General features: G+C 58.9%; 9 protein-coding genes, 1 rRNA gene and 1 pseudogene. 4 read left to right on the top strand and 7 right to left on the bottom strand.

Annotation, left to right across the window (positions count from 1 at the left end; genetic code table 11):
* Positions 1 to 189: 189 nt before the first annotated feature.
* Positions 190 to 305: ribosomal RNA gene (gene rrf, locus PSFL_RS13090) — 5S ribosomal RNA — on the top strand.
* A 263-nt stretch (positions 306 to 568) separates the two neighbouring features.
* Positions 569 to 2449, top strand: coding sequence for a methyl-accepting chemotaxis protein (locus PSFL_RS13085; RefSeq protein WP_057441336.1), 1881 nt, complete (start codon positions 569 to 571; stop codon positions 2447 to 2449).
* 51 nt (positions 2450 to 2500) lie between these two features.
* Here the strand turns inward: PSFL_RS13085 and PSFL_RS13080 are convergent, their stop codons facing one another.
* The 5 genes from PSFL_RS13080 to PSFL_RS13060 all read right to left on the bottom strand — a co-directional run bounded on the left by PSFL_RS13080 (position 2501) and on the right by PSFL_RS13060 (position 9307).
* On the bottom strand, positions 2501 to 2962 hold the full coding sequence (locus tag PSFL_RS13080) for an SRPBCC family protein (RefSeq protein WP_057441338.1): 462 nt from the start codon (positions 2960 to 2962) through the stop codon (positions 2501 to 2503).
* A gap of 22 nt (positions 2963 to 2984) precedes the next feature.
* A complete protein-coding gene (locus PSFL_RS13075; protein WP_397470146.1) occupies positions 2985 to 6374 on the bottom strand; it encodes an amino acid adenylation domain-containing protein in 3390 nt (1129 codons plus the stop codon).
* Entirely contained in the window at positions 6371 to 7318 is a 948-nt protein-coding gene (locus PSFL_RS13070) for a diiron oxygenase (protein ID WP_057957928.1), read from the bottom strand. The genes PSFL_RS13075 and PSFL_RS13070 overlap by 4 nt, the downstream gene beginning before the upstream one ends.
* Positions 7315 to 8085, bottom strand: a complete 771-nt coding sequence (locus PSFL_RS13065; protein WP_057957929.1) for a DUF3050 domain-containing protein — start codon at positions 8083 to 8085, stop codon at positions 7315 to 7317. Before PSFL_RS13065 ends, PSFL_RS13070 begins: the two co-directional genes overlap by 4 nt.
* 511 nt (positions 8086 to 8596) lie before the next feature.
* Complete coding sequence (locus PSFL_RS13060) at positions 8597 to 9307, bottom strand: GntR family transcriptional regulator (protein ID WP_115127105.1); 711 nt, start codon at positions 9305 to 9307, stop codon at positions 8597 to 8599.
* 276 nt (positions 9308 to 9583) lie between these two features.
* Here PSFL_RS13060 and lapG point away from each other — a divergent pair, with 276 nt between their 5' ends.
* Both lapG and lapD read left to right on the top strand, forming a co-directional pair.
* Positions 9584 to 10276, top strand: coding sequence for a cysteine protease LapG (gene lapG / locus PSFL_RS13055; protein ID WP_057441344.1), 693 nt, complete (start codon positions 9584 to 9586; stop codon positions 10274 to 10276).
* 14 nt (positions 10277 to 10290) lie between these two features.
* The gene (lapD, locus tag PSFL_RS13050) at positions 10291 to 12237 is read left to right on the top strand and encodes a cyclic di-GMP receptor LapD (protein ID WP_273880216.1); all 1947 of its coding nucleotides are present in this window, start codon (positions 10291 to 10293) and stop codon (positions 12235 to 12237) included.
* 14 nt (positions 12238 to 12251) lie between these two features.
* Here the strand turns inward: lapD and PSFL_RS13045 are convergent, their stop codons facing one another.
* Both PSFL_RS13045 and PSFL_RS13040 read right to left on the bottom strand, forming a co-directional pair.
* Entirely contained in the window at positions 12252 to 12590 is a 339-nt protein-coding gene (locus tag PSFL_RS13045) for a hypothetical protein (RefSeq protein WP_057441348.1), read from the bottom strand.
* Between the two features lie 160 nt (positions 12591 to 12750).
* Positions 12751 to 17366, bottom strand: a pseudogene (locus PSFL_RS13040) (LapA family giant adhesin); the annotation flags it as partial.

Here is a 17366-nt window from a genome sequence, read left to right as displayed (position 1 = left end):
ATCCCGAACTCAGTAGTGAAACGATGCATCGCCGATGGTAGTGTGGGGTTTCCCCATGTGAGAGTAGGTCATCGTCAAGATTAAATTCCAGAACCCCTGTTTGCTAACGCAAACAGGGGTTTTGTTTATGTAGAAGTCCATGAATTTCACCGGACCGTTGCTAGTGCAACGCTCTGGTACACAGAATTTCTTGACGACCATAGAGCATTGGAACCACCTGATCCCATCCCGAACTCAGCAGTGAAACGATGCATCGCCGATGGTAGTGTGGGGTTTCCCCATGTGAGAGTAGGTCATCGTCAAGATCAAATTCCGAAACCCCCGTCTGTTAACGCAGACGGGGGTTTTGTCGTTTTGGGGGCTTATGTGTCCTCTGCTGACCGCCCGTCAGTTTCCTGCATAAAAAGAAGATGTATCCCACAAATTCCTAAGATTTATCCAACCTTGGCCGAAAGCCTGATGAGCCATGCGTGCACTGAAATAGAGCGGTCGTAGAGTCCGCCTATACCGTACATGGAACGTTGCATTCGGCACGCTCACCCCCTTTTGGCAAAAAGAAGTCGATGAAATGAATCTCAAGTTCAGTCATAAAATTCTGTTGGCCGCGTCAGGCGTTGTGGTTTTGGCCTTCGCGCTGTTTACGTTGTACAACGACTACCTGCAGCGCAATACCATCAGGCAAAATCTGGAGTCATCTATTGAGCAGTCGGGCGACCTGACTGCCAGCAGTGTGCAGAACTGGCTCAGTGGCCGGATACTGGTCCTGGAGAACCTTGCGCAGAACGTTGCTCATCAAGGCGCCAACGCCGACCTCCCCGGCCTGGTTGATCAACCGGCGTTCACCTCGAACTTCCAGTTCACCTACGTTGGCTCAACCAACGGTGTCTTCACTCAGCGTCCTGACGCGAAAATGCCTGAAGGCTACGATCCGCGTCAGCGCCCGTGGTACAAGCAAGCGGTCGCTGCCGACAAACCCATGCTGACGCCGCCTTATATGGCCGCCGTCGGTGGTTTGATCGTCACCATCGCGATGCCGGTCAAGAAAAATGGTGAGCTGCTGGGTGTAGTGGGTGGCGACTTGAGCCTGCAAACCCTGGTGAAGATCATCAACTCGGTGGACTTCGGCGGGATTGGCCACGCGTTCCTGGTCAGCGGCGATGGGCAGGTAATCGTCAGCCCTGACCAAGAGCAGGTAATGAAAAACCTCAAGGATATCTACCCAGGCAGCGGTGTCCGGATTGAGAAGGTTAATCAGGATGTCGTCCTCAATGGTCAGGACCGCATCCTGTCCTTCACCCCGATCAGCGGCTTGCCGGGTGCAGATTGGTACATAGGCCTGTCGATCGACAAAGACAAAGCCTACGCCCCCCTGGGTAAATTCCGCACCTCCGCTTTGATCGCGATGTTTATTGCCGTCACAGCGATTGCCGTGTTGCTGAGCCTGTTGATCCAGGTGCTGATGCGCCCACTGACCACCATGGGCCGCGCGATGCAGGACATTGCTCAAGGCGAGGGTGACCTGACCCGCCGCCTGGTCGTGGAAAGCAAAGATGAATTCGGTGAGCTGGGTAGTGCGTTCAACCAGTTTGTCGAGCGTATCCATGCCTCGATCAGCGAAGTGTCTTCGGCGACCAGGCATGTACACGATCTTTCCCAGCGCGTGATGGCATCGTCCAACGCCTCGATCATCGGCTCCGACGAGCAGAGCGCCCGTACCAACAGCGTTGCTGCGGCCATTAACGAACTGGGTGCCGCCACCCAGGAAATCGCCCGTAACGCCGCTGACGCCTCGCAACACGCCAGTGGCGCCAGCGAGCAAGCCGATGACGGTCGCCAAGTGGTGGAGAAAACCATCCTGGCGATGTCCGAGCTGTCGCAGAAGATCAGCTTGTCCTGCACGCAGATCGAAACCTTGAATGCCAGTACCGACAACATTGGCCACATTCTTGATGTGATCAAAGGCATCTCTCAGCAAACCAACCTGCTGGCCCTCAATGCCGCCATTGAAGCGGCCCGTGCCGGTGAAGCCGGCCGTGGCTTTGCCGTGGTCGCCGACGAGGTGCGCAACCTGGCTCACCGTACCCAGGAATCGGCGGAGGAGATCCACAAGATGATCACCTCGTTGCAGATCGGTTCACGCGAAGCGGTCACCACAATGAACGCCAGTCAGGTGTCCAGCGAAGAAAGTGTCGAGGTTGCCAACCAGGCCGGTGAGCGCTTGATCAGCGTGACCCAGCGAATCGTCGAGATTGATGGCATGAACCAATCGGTGGCGGCAGCCACTGAGGAACAGACTGCCGTGGTGGAAACCCTCAATGTTGATATCAACCAGATCAACCTGCTGAACCAGCAAGGTGTGGCCAACCTCAACGAGACCTTGAAAGACTGTGACGCGCTGTCACAACAAGCCAATCGCTTGAAGCAGTTGGTCGACAGTTTCAAGATCTGATCACCACGGGGTAAATGTGGCGCAGTGCAGCAGTGCACTGCGCCATTTTTTTCAGCCAAGCAACCGGCGTACGTTATCCAGCGCACTGTCGGCGAAGTCCTGGATAAACTGTTCAAACCCCTTTTTATCGCGGGCATCAACGGGCTCGGCGATGATGGTCCAGGTCGCCCGCGCTTGTTGCCCCTCAAGCGACTCAACACCCATTGCCGCCCACAGTCGGGCCACGCCCAAGGTGTTATAGATCGTCGTCCACGTCATGTGCATCGTCCGCGCATCGTGGCTGTTGAGCTGTTCCACGACGATATTGCCATCGTGGAACCATTTCTTGCGTAGCGATCCCACCCCGCTGCCCGTCATGCTGATACGGGCCAGGGCAGGAATGAACGCGTCAAATCCCTCGAAACGCCCCACGACCGCCCATAGCTCATCGGCGCTGCAGGCAATCACCACAGATGACACCACAGGCCTGCCCAAGGGGTTTTTGATCAACGTATCGGGTTGCAGCTGTCTCATAAGTATTTCCTGAAGGCGGGGGTCACAGAAAGCCGATGGCATTGAGGTATTGGCATCCTCTGCGTAATAACTCGGGTGCTTTTTCGGGATACTGCACACCCATTTGTTCGACGCCATGGCGTGCGTTCTCATGGCGAATCATCGAAATATCGCCGATGTCTTCTCCCAGCCCATTGAGGTAGAACCCGAGCACACCGAAAAGGGCATTCTCGCGACCTACTTCGCGCAGATGGTGCTGCCAATCCGCGACGCTCACCAACTCGAACGCATGACCTGCCTGGCGAAACGACTCCACGTAGGTTTCCCACCTCAGGGGCTGCGGATTGTGCAGGTTGAAGACGCTACGCTCGGCAACGTAGTTGGCACTGTGGAAGGCAATGAACCGTGCCAGGAAATCCACCGGCATCAGGTCGAAGTTCAAGCCCAGGCGTGGCACCCGGCCCAGCTGCAGCGATCCCTTGAGCATCAGCAGCAGGCGGTTCTTGTGGGGTTGGCAGACACCGTTGTGGCTATTGAAACTGATGTTCCCGGGTCGATAGATATTGATCCAGGCACCTTGTCCGGCGGCACGCCCCAATAGACGTTCGGCCACCCATTTGGACAGGTTGTAGCCGTTCTTGATGTACAGCGGTGGGGTGCTTGCCGCCGGCGCTTCAAGCACTTGCCCGTCGGCCCCAACGCTACTCGACGCGGATAGTGTGGAGACGAAATTGAGCACTTTCTTGCAATGGGTTTCGCACAGGCGCAGGCATTCAATGACCGGCTCCACGTTGTCCTTGGCCAGCGATGCGTAGTCCATGACGTGATTGACGTGGGCCGCGCTGTGTACCAGCACCCCGAACTGGCGGGCGAGGCGTTCATATGCATGTGCCTCCAGGCCTAAACGAGGTTGGCGCAGGTCAGCGGTGTATACCCGTACGCGGCTCAGGTCCAGGTGTTCCAGGCGGTATTCACGCATGGCGTCGGCAAACCGTATGGCGGCCGATTGTCCTGGGTTTTCGCGAACCAGGCAGGCGACTTCTGTCGCTCCGGCCACCAGCAAGGCTTCGACGATATGTATACCCAAAAAGCTGTTGGCGCCGGTCACGATAGCCTTGTGGCGATCACCGGCACGCGCCCCTGGCAGCAGGGGCATATCCAGGGTGCGTAGTGCATCGCTTATCGCCCGGGCGGTGGGCGCCGTCCCCGGCGCGCTGTCGCCCATCAACGCCGCGAGTGTCTGCACCGTTGGCGCTTCGATAAACCGGTTGAGGGGCAGGCTGCGTCCGTACAACTCGCGAATCCGCAGGAGCATGGTCGAAAGCAGAATGGAGTGACCGCCGAGATGGAAAAAACTGTCGTCAGTCGAGATCTCGTTGACCGGCAACCCCAGCAGCTCACTCCACAGGTCCAGCAATTGCGCTTCCACCGGCGTTTGGGGGAGGCAATGGGGGTTATCCGAGACGGCCTGCACGACCAGTGCCTGTAATGCCTGGCGATCAACTTTGCCATTGCTGCCATAGGGCAGGCTCGTCAACTCAGTGAATACGGTCGGCTGCATATAGTCCGGCAACGTTTGCCTGGCGTGTTGCTTGAGCGCTGCCAGGGCCGCGCCCGAATAGCTGGGATCAGCGTGTGCCACGAACACGAGAATTCTTCGCTCACGGTTAATCACCACCGCCACCTGGCGAAACAACTGGCTGGCGCGCAAACACTGCTCAATCTCCTGGGGCTCGACCCGAAAACCGCGGATCTTCACCTGCTGGTCCTGGCGCCCGACCAGTTCGATGCCCTCTGCAGTCCATTTCGCCATGTCTCCCGTGCGATAGGTGCGCAGGGTTCGGCCATCAGGCAGCGCAAGGTGCACAAAGTGCTCGGCGGTCTGCCGTGGCTGGTTCACATACCCAAGGCTTACTCCAGGGCCTGCGATGTACAGCTCGCCAACCACCTGATCCTCAACCGGTCGGCGCTGCTCGTCGAGGATCAGCACCTGACTGTTGGCGATGGGCATGCCGAGGTTGAGATTGCTGTCGTCAGCCCGCATCCGCCGGCTGCTGACCAGCACCGTGGCCTCTGTCGGGCCATACAGGTTGTGCAGGGCGCATTGCCCGGCCATTTGCTCAATGACATGGGGCTCACAGATATCACCGCCGGTCAGCAGGTGCTCCAGGCCCAGCGGCCGATCCATCGGCAGCAGGCTCAACAGCGCAGGTGGCAGGAAGGCATGAGTGATGCGCCGTTGCCGGATCAGTTCCACCAACTGGCGAGGGTCGCGACGCTGTTCTTCGCTGGGAACAATCAGGGTCGCGCCCTGGCTCAGGGCCGGAAAAAGGTCGATCAGTGAAGAGTCAAAACTCAAGGAAGAAAATTGCAGTACGCGGCTGTGCTCACTGAGCTCGACATACTGGCTGTACCACGCCGAGAAATGGGCCAGGTTCTGCTGGCTGAGCAAAACGCCCTTGGGCTGGCCGGTGGTGCCGGAGGTGTAGAGCACCATGCTGGCGCTATCAATCGAGGGTAACGTCAGGGCCAGGGGGCAGCGCTCGTCCATGTGCCGGCTGTCTATGCCGCTGACATCCACCCCAGTGAAATGCTCGCGCAACGGATGTTGGCCGTCATCGAGCAACACCGTGGCCCCTGCATTCTCCAGCATGGCCCGCTGGCGCGGCAGCGGATGGCTCGGCTCCAGTGGCAGATAGACCGCGCCGCAGCCAAGAATCGCCAGAATGCTGGCATACAACTCAACCGACTTGCCCAGGCAAATACCGACCACGGGCACCTGCCCAGGCCCGAGCAACGGCCGCAAAACCTGCTGGATCGCCAGGCTGTGCCGCAACAGGCGTCGATAACTCAGGCTGAGGCCGGCGATCTCCAGGGCCGGCCTATCGGCGAAGACCCGCAAGCTGTGCTCCAACTGTTTGATCAGCGGCGTCCGGGCTTTTTGCAGCAGCGCCGGCTCATCGGTCCGGTTAAGGCGATGCAGGTAGGCCAGCCCCTCCAGGCCTTGCAGGCTTTGCTCTGGAAGGGGGGAGGCGCTCGCACGTTGGGCAAAATGTCCGGGGTTGCGCGCGAAGCCGCTGACCTGCCGCACAATCCACTCGACCAACTGTGTCACCGCCTGGCGTCGCAGTTGTTGACCGTTGCCGCAGGCTGGCGGTGCTACATCCAGCACGGCCAGCAGTTGCGATACGCGGTCATAGCAGCGTATTTGCAGGGCCGGCAGGCCGCACTCGCTCAAGGGGCCGATGGCCAGGCGCAGGCTCATCACGACCATGCCGGGCGAATCCTGGGCGACGGGCTGAGTGCCGTCTTCAATCAGCAAGTCGATGGCCGGCTCCTGCGCACCAAGGTCATGACCATAGGGTTCCAGTGCCTGCGTCAGCTCGTGCAAGGCCGTACTGGTACCGACCGGCCTAATCCCTAGGCGTCTCATGACGGGCTCCCGGATACGGGCAGATACGCGCTCATCGCCTGGGCGACGCAGGGTGTTTGCAGCAGCCCGCTGCGGCGCAGGAAACCCATGATGTTGCTGATCAGCGGGTGCTGGCGGGTGATGGGAAAGGCCAGGGCATTTACCTCGACCCGCAAAGCTTCGCGGACGGAGGGACTGATATCCAGATGGTCGATCAACAGCAGGTCGAAGTCCCTTTGCAGGTCACTGGTCAAATAGTGCTGCAGGAAGATCGGCAGCATCTGGGCGAGACAGTGGCGGTCTGCTTCGCTTGCTGTTTGCCAGTAGAGCCGCACCAGGCCGGTCCAGAAGCTGGCGTGGCGGCCCTCATCAGCCAGATGGTCGGCCATCAACCCCCTTACCGACTGTTTGACGCTGTCATCCTTGGCAAACGCCGCCACGTCATGGGTGACTGTGTTCTCGGCAATCGCCACGCCGATCAGCTCCACGGCATCACGCAGATGCGCCGGTACGTGGGCCTGCGCGCTGGGTATGGCACGGCTCAACTCGATGGCCGCAGGTAGCGCCAGCGGCGCAATACCCGTCTTCTCCTGCGTTTGCTGCATGAAGTCCAGGGCAACGAGGGCGTGGTAATCCTCATCGACCACCACGGTCATGGCGGCGTAGCGGCAGGCCACAGGGAAGGGGATTGAAAAGCGATTCTTGGCGATGCTCCTCGCGGTTTTATCGACGATCTCGGTTTCAAAGATCACCACGTCGTTGATGAATTTGTAGAACGTCTGCACCAGGACAAACTCGCGCCACTGCGGACAATGCTCCAGAAAGCCTGCACTGAGCACCAACGGTTGACGACATAGGGGATAGATCAACTTGTCGTCATCTTCCAGCAGGCGACGCGGGCGAGTACGGATGGTCGCCTGCTGCTCCCAGTCGGTCGCGAATGAGCGGTAGTCGGCAGCGGTCACAGGCTCACCTCCTGGCATCCTGCGTGCCGGCGCAGGCCGTCCCACAGGGCGATGCGGCTCTCTACGGCGCTGATGGCAGCATTCCAGGCCTGTTGTTCGCGCAGGGGATCTGCCTGGATCAGCCGCTGTAGCAGGTGTTCTGCGGCCGGTTCATGACCCTGGGCGTCCAGCTCGATGTGCCGCTGCAGGTAATAGCACAAGCTGGGGGCTTGCCGATGAGCGACATCGCAGCCTTCCAGGAGGCGCTTGAACATCGCCGGGATGACACTTTCGCGGCCATGCAGGAAGGTCGCGGCGACACAATGGGTCGGTGCGTTCAAGGCGACGTCCAGGGTGTGCCGCACAAAGCGCTCTACCGCAGGATCAATGGTGATCTGTGCCAAGGCGCTGTCGACGCTTGCTCCCTCACGCTGCAACGCGATGAATCGTTCGATGGTGATGGTGCAGGCTCCCACCTCGCGCATGGCCTCCAGATACAGTTCGAAGTGACTGCTGTGCCCGACGCCCTGGCGCTGGTCTGATTCCTCGTCCAGGACAATTTCGTTGATCAGCCGCGCGGCCTGTGGGTCTGTCGGCGGCAGCCAGGGCAGGCGGATGCAGGTCAGGTCCTGTTGCAGGCGTTTGGTCAGGGTCATGAAGTCCCAGACGGCGAACACATGATTTTGCATAAAGTGTTGTAGTTGCGGGAAAGAATTGATTTCCAGGAATATCGGATGTTCATGTAATTGTTGTTTTTTATGTCTAAGTAGTTCTTGTAGTTGAAACATGGTTAATGCCTATAAGTCGTTATGTCGACTCAAATAAAAAATTTGTTTAGAACCAAGCGTGGGTTGTTGGCGAGTACTTCGTTGCCCGGCAAGCAACAGGTAGTGACAAAGCATCCTATTCTTGTTGGAGCGCGCGTCGTCCACAGCTATGCCCAAGCCTGTGCCTACGCTTTCGAATGAAGTGCCAAGACCAATTAAAGAATAATCACTTGGTTAAGTGTTCAAATACTTTCTGAGTTGTATAAGGTTTTTTTGCAGGAAGGGAAATGCTGCAGTTGAACTTACTGTTCGGGGTGGGAACTTTCCTTGTTGTTTGCGAGTTTTATGTGGGTGGACTTAACGGGCAGGGTTTGATCCATTATTGCTTTGCAACGCTGCAGGTTCCTATCGGTCGATATCGAGTCTGTTGGCGCAACCATCCAGGAGGGTGACGGCAGGCATGGACCGGCTTTGGGCGTGTGCGGCGCCTGGTCATCCAGGTCGCGCACTGGGCGGCTAAAGCCGGGAGAAGTCAACGCGGACCTTTGTCGTTGTCCTGTTCAATGCTGTTGAGGTATTGAGTGATCACTTCCATGCCGCGCATCAGGTGATTACGCAGCGTCAGCACGCTCTGCTCGACTTTTTTCTGCGCGACCAGATTCAGCAGCTCGCGATGGTCCTCCTGGGAGGTTTCGCCCAGTCCCATGGCTTCAAGGTTGAAGCGCAGGAACCGCTCCTCCTCGTTCAGCCCGTGTTCCACCAGGTTCAACAACCGCTGGTTGGGTGCCTTGCCATACAACGCCATGTGAAACAGGCGGTTGAGCCGGCCGATTTCGGTGTAGTCGGTTTCGCACTCAAGGGTGTCGATCAAGGCACCCGCCTGCTCGATATCGCTCTGGGTGAGTAATGGGATCGATAAGCGCAGTGCTTCCGACTCCAGGAGAATACGCAGGGCGTAGGTCTCCGCCGAGTTATCTTCAATCAGCGGAGCAACCACGGCGCCTTTATGGGTTACCACATGCAACAGCGACTGTGCCTCCAGCTGGCGCAGGGCTTCGCGCACTGGCATCCGGCTGACCCCGAACAGGCTGGCCAGCTCTTGCTGGCGCATGGCGGTGCCGCAGGGCAGGCGACCATCCAGTATGGCGTTGCGCAATGTTTCTTCAATAACGGAGCGCGCGAGGTGAGCGGGAATGGGCCCACTGATCTTGATGCTGCTCAAAGGGTTCGGCTTGTGCGTCACGACTACGCTATCCTCCTTTCTTGTTGGAATGGGTTTTGGCTAATTGGATCCAAAGAACACTAGAGATTGCATGCAGGCTTGTCAAACAGGCAAAGTTTCCCTTTGTAAGCGACTCAACAGCGCGGTTTTACATCGCACATTATGGCTGGCGGGCGTCTTACAAGTGCGATTGCTTTAGCTGAGTGGACACTGGGTGATTGCACTGTGCCATTGTCTTTTGCCGACTGACCCTTCACCATCGAATGATTCTCCGTCTCTTTCTACGGACTGAAGCCATTGGCGGTACGTTTTACTCCCTCGCGGATCCTGTGCTGGCTGTTTTCAGCGCTGCTGCTGGCTGGCTTATTGCCTGGCGGGCTGCATGCCGATTGGGATTTTTCCCAGATCAGCCGGCGCGCTACAGCGCTATATGGACCACTGGGCGCGGGCCAGCAGCGTATCGACGACTGGCAGCGGCTGCTGGCCACGCAAAAACAAGGCAGCGAGTTGGAGCAGCTCAAGGTGGTCAACCTGTTCTTCAACAAGCGGGTGCGCTATGTCGAAGATGTCGACTTATGGAGCCAGGTCGATTATTGGGAGACGCCCATCGAAGCCCTGTGGAAGGGCGCCGGCGATTGTGAAGACTATGCCATTGCCAAGTATTTCAGCCTGCGACACCTGGGCGTCTCCAGCGACAAATTGCGCATTACCTACGTCAAGGCATTGCGGCAGAATCGCGCCCATATGGTCTTGACCTATTATTCGACGCCAGAGGCCATGCCACTGGTACTCGACAGCCTGATCGACGAGATCCAGCCTGCCAGCCAACGGACCGACTTGCTGCCGGTCTACTCCTTCAACGCCGAAGGCTTGTACCTGCCCGGCGCCAAAGGCAACAAAAAGGTTGGCGACACCAAGCGCCTGTCGCGCTGGCAGGATGTGTTGAAAAAAATGCGGGCGGAAGGCTTCCCAGCCGAGCCGGCCAACTAGGAGTAACTGTTCAGATGTCACTGTTCAAACAGCTGTTGATCGCTATCTGTCTGTTCCTGGTGGTCGCCTTCAGCGGCAGCTTCATGGTCAGCCTGGAAAGTTCGCGTACCCAATACGTGAACCAACTGCGCTCCCACGCGCAGGACGCGGCGACCGCCCTGGCGCTGTCCCTGACGCCCAATATCGACGACCCGGCGATGGTCGAACTGCTGGTCAGCTCGATCTTCGACAGCGGTTATTACGCGAGCATCCGCGTGGTCGACGTGACCAATGACCAGGTCATCGTCGAGCGCAGTGGTATCCCCGACAACAACGGCGTGCCCAACTGGTTCGTCAAGTTGATCGGCCTGGAACCGGCCGGCGGCGACGCCCTGGTCAGTCGTGGCTGGGAGCAGGCGGCGCGGGTCGAGGTGGTCAGCCATCCGATGTTCGCCCTGGCCAAGCTCTGGCAGAGCGCTCTGGGCAGCCTGGGCTGGCTGCTGCTGTGCGGCGCCGTCAGTGCGGTGCTGGGTGCGCTGTTACTACGCCGGCAACTCAAGCCTCTGGACTATATGGTCAAACAGTCCCATGCCATTGCCCGTCGTGAGTTCCTGAGCCTGCCGGATCTGCCGCGCACCCCGGAGCTGCGCCGCGTGGTACAGGCGATGAACCAGATGGTGGAAAAGCTCAAGGCGCTGTTCCAGGAACAGGCCGAGCGCAGCGAAAAACTGCGGGTGGAATCCTATCAGGACAACCTCACGGGCCTGGCCAACCGTCGTTATTTCGAGATGCAACTCAATGCCCGGGTCAGCAACCCCGAAGAAACCAGTTCAGGCTACCTGCTGGTGCTGCGGGTCAAGGACCTGGCCGGCCTCAACCAGCGCCTCGGTGGCCAGCGCACCGACCAGCTGCTGCAGGCAGTCGGCGAGCAACTGCTGCGCCAGTGCGAGCCGTACCCGGAAACCCACAACCTGATTACGCGCATCCGCGGCGGCGAGTTTGCCGTGTTGGCGCCGGGGCTGATGCGTGAAGAGGCGATGCAACTGGCGCAGAACCTGGAAAGCACCCTGCAAAGCCTGCAAGCCACCGGCGCCAGTGACGTTTCGCCGGTTGCCTGTATCGGCCTGGCGCCGTTCAGTCACGGTGATTCCCCCCAGGGCCTGCTGACCCTGGCCGACCAGGCATTGGCCCAGGCCGAAACCCTGGGTGACGTAAGTTGGGTGTGCCTGGACCACAGCGCTGCCGCCAGCGTCGGCGACGATCATCATGCCTGGCACTCACTGTTGGACCTGGCGCTGAGCCAGCAACGCTTCGAGCTGTACTTCCAGCCGGTGGTGGCCGCCCAGGATCCGCAACTGATCCTGCACTACAAAGTGCTCTCGCGTTTGGTGGACGATCAGGGCCACACCATCCCGGCCGGCCGTTTCCTGCCTTGGCTGGAGCGGTTTGGCTGGTCGGCGCGTCTGGACCGACTGATGCTCGAGCTGGTGCTCAAGCAGATGGCCAGCCATGAACATTCGTTGGCCCTGAACCTGTCTGCGGCCACGCTGGCAGACCCCCAAGCCCTGAACCGCGTGTTCGACCTGCTGCGTCAGCATTCCAACCTGGGCCCGCGCCTGACCCTGGAAATCGGTGAAGAGCAACTGCCCGAACAGGCGGTACTGGAGCAGTTGACCCAGCGTCTGCGAGAGCTGAACTTCTCCCTCAGCCTGCAACGCTTTGGTGGGCGTTTCAGCATGATCGGCAACCTGGCGCGCCTGGGCCTGGCCTACCTGAAGATCGATGGCAGCTACATCCGCGACATCGACCAGGAAAGCGACAAGCGCCTGTTTATCGAAGCTATCCAGCGCGCAGCCCACAGCATCGACTTGCCGCTGATTGCCGAGCGGGTCGAAACCGAGGGTGAGTTGCAGGTGATTCGCGAGATGGGGATTTTTGGCGTGCAGGGCCAGCTGTTTGGCGAGCCGGCGCCCTGGCGCTGAGGCCGTGGCCGGCCTCAGATCAGGCCGGTCTCATCATCATTGATCAGGTGGCTCAGGCCACCCAGTGATTCCCGTGCGTGGCTGCGATCCTTGAGCTTGGCTTGCGCGGCAACCGGCAGGTCCGTGAGGTTGATCACGCCTTTCTGGATCAGCACCTGAATCAAGTCTTCCAGCACCCGGATCATCTCCGAGTCACTGTGCTTGAGCTGCTTGAGGCTCAGCTCCGCTTCTTCATTGGCAAACCAGGCCTGGATCTCATGATGATCCGCGGGCAGGGTGCCGGTCGATTCGGCGAAGGCAACCGCTTCGGCGCGAATCAGCTCACCCTGTGCATCACGTTGCACGTAGAACATTGAACATCCCTCATGAGGAGAACTGACGACAGCCTGTCAGCAGCATAGGCCAACGGAGCGCGATTGGACGTGAGTATGCCGTGCAATCGTTGCCCCATGCCAGTGAACGGTGGCCGCAAATGAATCGGCCGCCTCAAGAGGCGGCCGGGTCATTGGTTCATTAGGTGTGATCGACCTTGATGGTCGGGTCAGCACCACTGATCAACGAATTGATCGTCTGGCCGGACCAGTTGTTACCTTCCAGCTTGATCGTCACATCCGCATTGGCCAGGCCACCGGCGGCGTTGAGCTTGCCTTCGGAACTGATCTGCAGCGTGGTCACGTTATCCACCGTGGTCAACTTCAGGAAGTTGTCGATGGTGCTGTCGGTTTCACCCTTGAGCAGGTCACGCAGGTCGATACGGTCGCCTTCCGAGGCCTTGAAGTCCTTGATCACGTCGTTGCCGACGTCACCGGATCTCCAGACAAAGGTATCGGCACCAGTGCCGCCGATCAGGATGTCATTGCCCTGGCCGCCGATCAGCGTGTCGTTACCCGTACCGCCCAACAGGATGTCGTTGCCCTTGCCCCCGTCCAGGTAGTCGTTGCCGCCCTGGCCGAACAGGATGTCATCACCCGAGCCACCCAGCAGGGTGTCATTACCGTCTTTGGCACCCGAGGTGTTGAACTCGTTGTAGTGCTCGGTGATGTACTTGTGCACATCCTGGCCGGTGACAGCAGCAACCGCCACGCCGTTTTTCCCTGCCACGTAGGTCTGGATGGCGTTATAGCCCTCGCCGGTAATGCCCGGGAAGCTCACCAGGTCGCCGAACAGGATGTCGTTGCCGTCACCCCCATCGACACGGTCGGCACCCGGCAGGGTAGCCTCGCTGCTCCCGAGGATGGCGTTGGCCAGGTCCTTGGGATCGATGTTGGCTTGTGGCTTGTTGTCGCTGTCGTACGGTGCCAACTGCTCCAGGCCGACCCCGCTTTTAAGGCCGATGGCTTCTACGCCACCTGTGGACAGGCCTTTGAGCAGTGCGAACGCGTTCTGCGAGTTGGTAGCGGTGGCTGTATCGGTGTAGCTGCCATAACCGTCACGAACGGATGTCTCATAGGTGCCATCCCCTTGAGCGTGGATGGTCCCCCGGTCGTACGCTGTGCCGTAGTACCAGAGGGTCACCTTACCGACAGAGTTGATCTCAAGGGAGATATTCGACTCGATATTGATCCGGGTGGCGGTACCTAAGGTGTAGTTGTTCATGTTAACGACGTCATCAAGCTTGACGTTGCCGTACAAGGTCGGGTTGGTCTGCTCAGCACGCTGATAGAACGTCGGTTCACCATCAGTGATGAAATATGTGGTGTTGATTGCGCCAGTGTTGCCAGTCGCCAGGCCACTTTTGAAGAAGTTGGATGCCGCCTTGAACACGTCTTCGTAGTTGGTGCCGCCGGTCGACACCATCTTATCCAGGACTTTCTGCAGCGCATCCAGTGCACCCGGGTCTTTCAGGTTGACTGTAACCGTGCGATTGACCTGGTCACTGAAGTCCGCCAGGAAGATGTTCACGGTGCCAGAGGTGCTGGAGCCGATACTGTTTTTCAGTGAGTTGAACACGGTGGTCAGCGAGGTTTTCGCCGCCGCTACCGAGTCCGAACCCATACTGCCCGACGTATCGATCATGAACGCGATGTTGTAGTTCTTGCCCTGTACCACGTTCAGGCCAGAAACGTCCGCCACGATGATGTCGTTGCTGCTGCTACCGATGACGTTGTCATCGCCCGAAGTCGCCGTGCTCCCGCTATAGGTGGCCGGGTACACCTTGACAGGCACATTGGCCACGGTTGTAGCCGAGCCGCCGAGGCTTTCGGTGGAGGTCGACGTCACGGTCAGGTTGTACTGGCCGCTGGTGTAAGGCAGCGGTTTGAGGCTCAAATTATTGAGGTCCCAACCGGTGACATTGACTTCGGTCTGGCCATTGGTAGCCGTAAAGGTATGCCCGGCACCATCGCTGAGCACTGCGCCCACCGGGATGCTGCCAATCTTCACGCTCAAGGTTTCAGAACCGTCGGTATCGGTCAGGCCGGTGGTGACCTTGGTCAGTTTGACCGTGCCGTTTTCCAGCCCTTCGTTGAGCTTATACGCGTCGTAGTAGCCCTGGCCGTTGGTGCCGTGCAGGTCAGACACCTGGGCACCTGCGTTGATCAGGTCGTTGACCCCGGTGTAGATCGGGATGTTGGTATTACTCAGGTTCGTCGCCGCCCCACCGTTGACCGACAGGTTGACGTCATAGCTACCGGCACCTGCCTGGTTCGCGTGGTAAATATCGATGCTGTAGTAGCCATTGCTGGTCGGGATGAACGTGCCGCTGAACTGGCCGGAGTTCGAACCCCATGTACCGCTGGCCACGTCTTTACCCCCGATGTTGACCAGGATGCTGTCATCGCCGTAGCCACTGAAGGTATAGGACTTGCCTGCTTCCAGGTAGATCAGGCCAGAAGTCTTCGATCCGGCACCGGCCGCTACGTCTGCGGTTGACGTGACGTCAGTCGAAATCGTCGTGCTGTTAGGTGTGCCAGCTTTATTGATCGCATTTTTCAGCTCGGTTGCCGAGGCGCCATTACCGTTGCTGCCCAGGTTCGCAATGCTGTTCCAGCTCTGCTTGGTCAGGCCTACCGACGCGATGTTGTTATCGGCAACGCTCAATGTCGGCGCGTCCGCAACCGGGGTGATGTCGACTTTCACGGTAGCGCTGGTGCCCAGGTCCTTGCCATCGGTTGGCTGGAACTTGAACTGTGCGTAGTCAGCCTGCTTGTTGCCCACACCGGTGCCGCCGTAGCCGTCGGCTCCGGATTCGTTGGCGTTTGGCGTGAAGCGCAACTGGCCGCCGTCGATCTGCGCCTTGGTGAAGGTCTGGCCGGCTGTCACATTGGTCCAGGTAGTGCCGTCCGCTGCCAGGTACTGCAGCTTGCCAGCGACCGGCAGCTCGGTGATTTTCACCCCGAGGCTGGCCTGAGGGGAATCCACATCGGTGACCCCGAAATTGGCCCAAGTCAGCTTCAGCGATGTGTCTTCGGTGCCGGTGACGGCGCCGCCAGTGGCAACCGGTGCGTCGTTGACCGCCACTACGTTGACTGTGGTGGTCGCTACGTTCGAGTAGTTGCCGCCGTCGGTCACGGTCACGGTGATGGTCCGTGGCGTGGTGCTCGGGTCTTCGCTGCTGTTGCTGAACGTGATGTTCTTGATCTGCTGCATGTAGTCAGCCAGCGACGCCGTCCCGGTCAGGGTCAGGGTGATCTTGCCGGTGACAGGATCCGTGACCGAGGTCACGTTCATACCGCTGACCTTGCTGTAGTCCAGCACGTCGTTCGGCTGAGTATTGGTCAGCACCACCGTGGCGCCGGTCAGCTGGGTGCTGTCCGGGTCGGTGATGCGGATGTCGGTGTCGGCAATCGACACGCCAGTGCCGCCTTCGGTGAACGTGGTCTTGAAGTCGTTCCCGGTGGCGCCGCTGGAGTTGTTGGCATCCAGGTCGATGGTCGGTGGTGCATCGTTATCGATGATCGACGTTTCGATTTTACCGTTGGTGGTGCTGACAACCAGGTTCTCGAAGTTACCGCCGGAGGTACCGGAGATGCTGATCTCGAACTTCTCCGTAGGCTCGGTCAGCTTGTCGTCGATGGTCTTGATATCGAACGTCGCAGTGCTTTGGCCGGCTGGAATCTTCACGGTGTACACGCCGTTGAAGTCCGAACCGTCCTGGGCCACACCTTTATACGAGAGGGTCACCGTGACTTCGGTGGCTGCCGGCTGGGTCAGGTTCAACGTGTAATGAGCGGTCTGGCCTTCGGTCACCGAGGTATCGCCCGCGATACTGATCACGGTGTTGCTCGTCACGTCCGTCACCTTGGTGACTACCGGAGTACCGACCGGGATCAGGTTTTCATACTTGTCGCCACCGCTGACCACGTTAGTGATCTTGGCGGAAATATCCTTGGCGCCCACGTAGAAGTCATTCGGCGCGGTGAAGTTGGCGGTACTGCTGGTCTTGCCATTACCGATGGTAATGATCAAGTCGTTGTCCAACTTGATCACCAGGTCGGAACCCACGTTGGTCACGGCCGCACCGTTTTTGTCCACGAGGCTGGCGGTGTAGACGATCTGGCCACCTTCGGCGACGCTGGTGGTGGCGGTCAGCACAACCTTCACTTCGTCGATGGTGTCGTTGATCTGCGTCGTTGCGCCGTTGCCTGCAACCACGAGTTTCTCGAAGTTGCCACCGTCAGTACCGGTGATCTTGACGGTCTGGGTGCTCTTGTCGATGAACACGTCATCGCCAGGGGCGTTCACCGTCACGGTGCCGACAGTTTCACCGGCCTTGATGGTGATGGTTTGCTTGTTATCGAGGGTCAAGGTGACGTCAGTGTCAGCCTTGTTGCTCAAGGTGGCGGTGTAGGTGATGGTGCCGCCTTCGTTGACGGCGCTTGGCGCGGTCAGGGTGACGGTGGTGGTGTTATCGGTACCTGGGGTATCAGTGACAGTCGTGGTGACTTTGTCAGTACCTGGAACCAGGTTCTCAAAGTGCTCGCCGCCGGTGACTTCTTTAATACCGGTCGTGACGGTTTGATCACCTTTGTAAACGTCGTCTGGAGCCACAACCGAGACAGTACCGCTCGACTGGTTCACACCGATGGTGATGACCTGGTTGTTATCCAGAGTCACTGTCACAGGGCTGGTGATGTTGGTCACCGGCGCGCCGTTCTTATCCACCAAGGTAGCGGTGTAGACGATCTCGC

Origin of the sequence: Pseudomonas sp. DD1 (assembly GCF_044510355.1) — a bacterium.
Lineage (GTDB): Bacteria > Pseudomonadota > Gammaproteobacteria > Pseudomonadales > Pseudomonadaceae > Aquipseudomonas > Aquipseudomonas shahriarae.
Note: the sequence above shows the minus strand (reverse complement) of the source record. Positions and strands in the feature narration are given on the sequence as shown.